A 3,470-nucleotide genomic window follows, 5' to 3' on the forward strand; every position below is an offset into this window, starting at 1 on the left:
GCGCAGCACCAGCCTCTTGAGCAGCGGTTGCTCCTTCCAGGGCGAGGTCGATCGGCTCGAAATCGCTCGGCTCGATGACGTATCCGTCGACGATACGCCGATTCAAAACCCCGTCGCGGTCCAAGAAAAGAGCAGGCCGAGGCGCCGAACAAGCTTCACCGCAAATGTAGCGGAGCATGGGGCGACCTTACAGCGCGTCGCAACGATAACGACGTCGCGATATTTGCTCCGTCCCATGTCACCGCCCTCTAGGACTCTGCTGAATTAGTGCCTTTGGGGCGGGGCGCCTCGAGGCGCTCGGTGGCGCTGGTGAAGTCAGACCTTGCGGTCGACACAGAGGTCGCCCCGCCGTTTCGAGTTTTGCAGTCGGGTCGGCGGTGATGCAAGCGTCTGGGTCAGGCGATGGCCCAGTTCGTTCCGGTGTGGTTGAGGCCCATGGTGACAAGTCGACGTAGGTTCAGCGCGGCGGCTCGGTGATGTAGCCAGTGGTCGTTCTTGATGACACCGCGGTAACGCAATCTTCGGTTGCCGCGGGTCAGCCAGGCGATGGTCCGTTCGACCATGGGCCGGTGCTGACGGTATTCAGCCAGCCACCGCGGATCATCAGCCGCGTGCCGGGCGGCGCGTTGGCGCGCGTCATGGGCGCCGACTTTAAGTTTCTTGCCCTTGCGGCTGCGGGTGCATCGGGCCCGCAGCGGGCAGCCGGTGCAGGCCGCGCCGAAGGTGGCAAACCCCGAACGGCTGATCGTTCGGGTCAGCCCGTTGGGGCAGATCGCCGTGCCCGCGGCGTGGTCGACGGTGAAGTCATCGACGGTGAATCCGTCCGGGATGACCCTGGGCACCGGTGCGGGCTTGACCCGGTCGGTATGGCCGCGCTCGGCCAACTCAGCGCGGAATCCCCCTGAGCCGTAAGCAGAATCGGCCAACACCGTGACCGGTGAATCCTCGCCATCGAGCAGCTCAAGCCCCACCACAGCTTCATGGTTGCCGGGCCCGTTGGCCTTGGTCAGTGCGCAGTCGGTGATGACGCCGGTATCGGGCTCGATGGCCAGATGCGCTTTGAAGCCGTCCTGGCGGCGATGCACGGTCTTGTGCACGTGGCGGGCGTCGGGATCCACGGTGGAGATCACCCGATCACCGGCGACCTGTCGCGCGATGCGCCACCGCCCGTCGGTGCCATCGGAGCCTTCGACGGGTTCGACGTCTTGGCCCGCGATCAGCGCCAGCAGCGCCACCGCGTCTGCGGCCCGCGGGCCCAGTTCCTGCTCGGGTAGGTGCCCGAGCAGGCGATGGGCGTCGCTGACCAGTGCGTCGACCAGCTGGTGTCGTGCCTGCTGGTCGCCCCAGGCGATCGCGGGTTTACCCGGGTCGTCGTAATCGTGGGCGCTGCACTGCGCCGCCACCACCTGCGCTGCGCCGGGGACTTCGCGGCGCACCCGCCGGATCGCCCCGATCAGCTGGGTCACCGTGTCCTGGGTGGCCACCGCGTCATCGAGCACCGTGGAATCCAGCGCTCGCCGCGCCTTACCCGCTAACGCACCTGTCTGGGCGACCACCGCTTTGACCGCCTCAAAGATCCGGTTCGGGGCATCTGAGGCCGCCAACCGACGCCGCCAATACGTCAACGTCGTCGCGTGAAACGCCGGTGCCGTCACCGCCAACCCACACGCCGTCTTCCATCGCAGATCAAAGGTGACCGCGTCCACGGTTTCGCTGTCAGACAGGCCGTACAAGGCCTGCAACGTGATCACCGCGGCCATCACATCGGCGGGCACACTGGGCCGACCCCGACCCGTCGGGAACAGATCGGTGAACATCTCATCGGGGAACAACTCTCGCCGATGAGCAGCCAGCAACCCAAACACACTGCCCGGCTTGAGAAGATGACCCGCCACCGACTCCGCATCCAGAATCTCGCGTTGACTTTCAGATCGACCCTGCACCCCCAAATTATCCCGAACAGCGGCATCAAACAGGCCCACCGCCACGCGGATTATTCAGGGCTCTCCTAGGGAGGGTAAATTCCGGCGCTCAGCACCCGCACGGCGCTGATCAGGCCGTCGATCAGGTTGCCTTCCTTGAAGGCAGACGCCGCCGCCGACACGCCGAGCGGAGCGGACTGCTCGATGCCGCGGCCCTGCAACTGCGAGCCGTACACCACCTCGATCGCGCGCTGATTGGGTGAAACCGCAAGCAGCACCGCATTGTCCGGCGTCGGCACCTTCACCAGGATCTCCCGGGCGGTGGCGGCCGTGTCGGCGCCGAGGTCGCCGAGGTACACCGCGAAGCGTGCCTTGGCCGCCCGGGACCCGTACGTCATTGCGTCGTCGAGCTTGACCAAGTCCTTGACCGGGAACGGGTAGTCGACCGAGGCGGCGCCGGGCTCGGTGACTCCGGAGATCCGTCCACTGGAGGTGACGACAAAGCCGACGGGTAGGTCGGCATGCTCACGCGTCGCTACTTCACCACTTGCCACTTGCGCCGCCTCCTACCGTGACCGGGTGCGAACCGTGGCCGTGTGAATGGTTACCGGGCTCGTCGGACGCCCATAGGATCGGCGCGTGCGTCCACGGGTCGGACATCTTGTAGGTCGCCGGGTGTGGGCCCTTGCGGGACCAGATCATCGCGGACAGCACCGCAACCACCAACAGCGGAATTACCACGAAAAATAGGTGGATCTCCAGGATACTCACGACGCAAACCCTATCTCAGCACGCGATGAGCGCTTGCGCGAAGTGGGGGCACCTCCCGCCCGAAGGGCAGGGGGACAGACGACACCGGCTAGGCCGCGCCCTCACCCAGATATCGCATCCACGCGGGATCGAGTTCCTTGACGGTGGACAGCAATCGCCAGTGCTGACCCTTCGGCCGGCTCGGCATCGAGTGCAGCGACCAGCCCATTTCGGCCAGCAGCCGGTCGCCCTTGCGGTGGTTGCAGGGCGAGCAGGCGGCCACGCAGTTCTCCCAGGTGTGGTCGCCGCCCCTGCTGCGGGGCACCACGTGGTCGACGGTGTCGGCCTTGCTGCCGCAGTACGCGCAGCGAAACCGGTCGCGGTGCATCAGCGCCGCGCGGGTCATCGGGATGCGGGCCCGGTAGGGCACCCGAACGTAGGAGCGGAGCCGGATCACCGATGGCACCACGATCGCCCGGGTGGCCGAGTGGATCACCGGCCCCGACGGATCGTCGTGCACGACGTCGGCCTTGCCACACACCACCATGACTACGGCCCGGCGTATCGGCAGCGCCGTGAGCGGCTCGTACGTGGAGTTCAGCAGCAGCACGCGACGCCGACCCCAGATCGAGCCGTCGCGGGAGGTGACGGAGGAACCGGTGTCGACGCTGTGCAGCACCCGTTCTGGGGCATGCGTCACCCCGGATACGCCCGCCGCGGCCCCGGAATGCCGGTGGCCGCGGCTCTTCTTGCGATGCGCCATTCGTCCTCCGACGGACAGTCCACCATGGATTGGGG

The 3,470-nt window shown here is 66.7% G+C and carries 4 protein-coding genes; all 4 read right to left on the reverse strand.

Features of this window, described 5'->3' with window-relative positions:
* Window positions 1-395: 395 nt before the first annotated feature.
* Window positions 396-1,943: an IS1182 family transposase gene (locus ACRDU5_RS07590; RefSeq protein ID WP_526613869.1), complete on the reverse strand. Its 1,548-nt coding sequence runs from the start codon at window positions 1,941-1,943 to the stop codon at window positions 396-398.
* A 65-nt stretch (window positions 1,944-2,008) separates the two neighbouring features.
* Entirely contained in the window at window positions 2,009-2,476 is a 468-nt protein-coding gene (locus ACRDU5_RS07595) for a DUF5130 family protein (RefSeq protein WP_526613870.1), read from the reverse strand.
* Window positions 2,463-2,684 (reverse strand): aa3-type cytochrome oxidase subunit CtaJ, encoded by a 222-nt coding sequence (gene ctaJ / locus ACRDU5_RS07600; protein WP_526613871.1) that lies wholly within the window; start codon window positions 2,682-2,684, stop codon window positions 2,463-2,465. The genes ACRDU5_RS07595 and ctaJ overlap by 14 nt, the downstream gene beginning before the upstream one ends.
* A gap of 97 nt (window positions 2,685-2,781) precedes the next feature.
* Window positions 2,782-3,435 carry an HNH endonuclease signature motif containing protein gene (locus tag ACRDU5_RS07605; RefSeq protein ID WP_526613872.1) on the reverse strand — a complete coding sequence of 218 codons (654 nt, stop codon included), beginning with the start codon at window positions 3,433-3,435 and terminating at the stop codon, window positions 2,782-2,784.
* Window positions 3,436-3,470: the final 35 nt, after the last annotated feature.

The sequence above is a fragment of the Mycobacterium sp. genome, from assembly GCF_050701515.1.
Taxonomy (GTDB): domain Bacteria; phylum Actinomycetota; class Actinomycetes; order Mycobacteriales; family Mycobacteriaceae; genus Mycobacterium.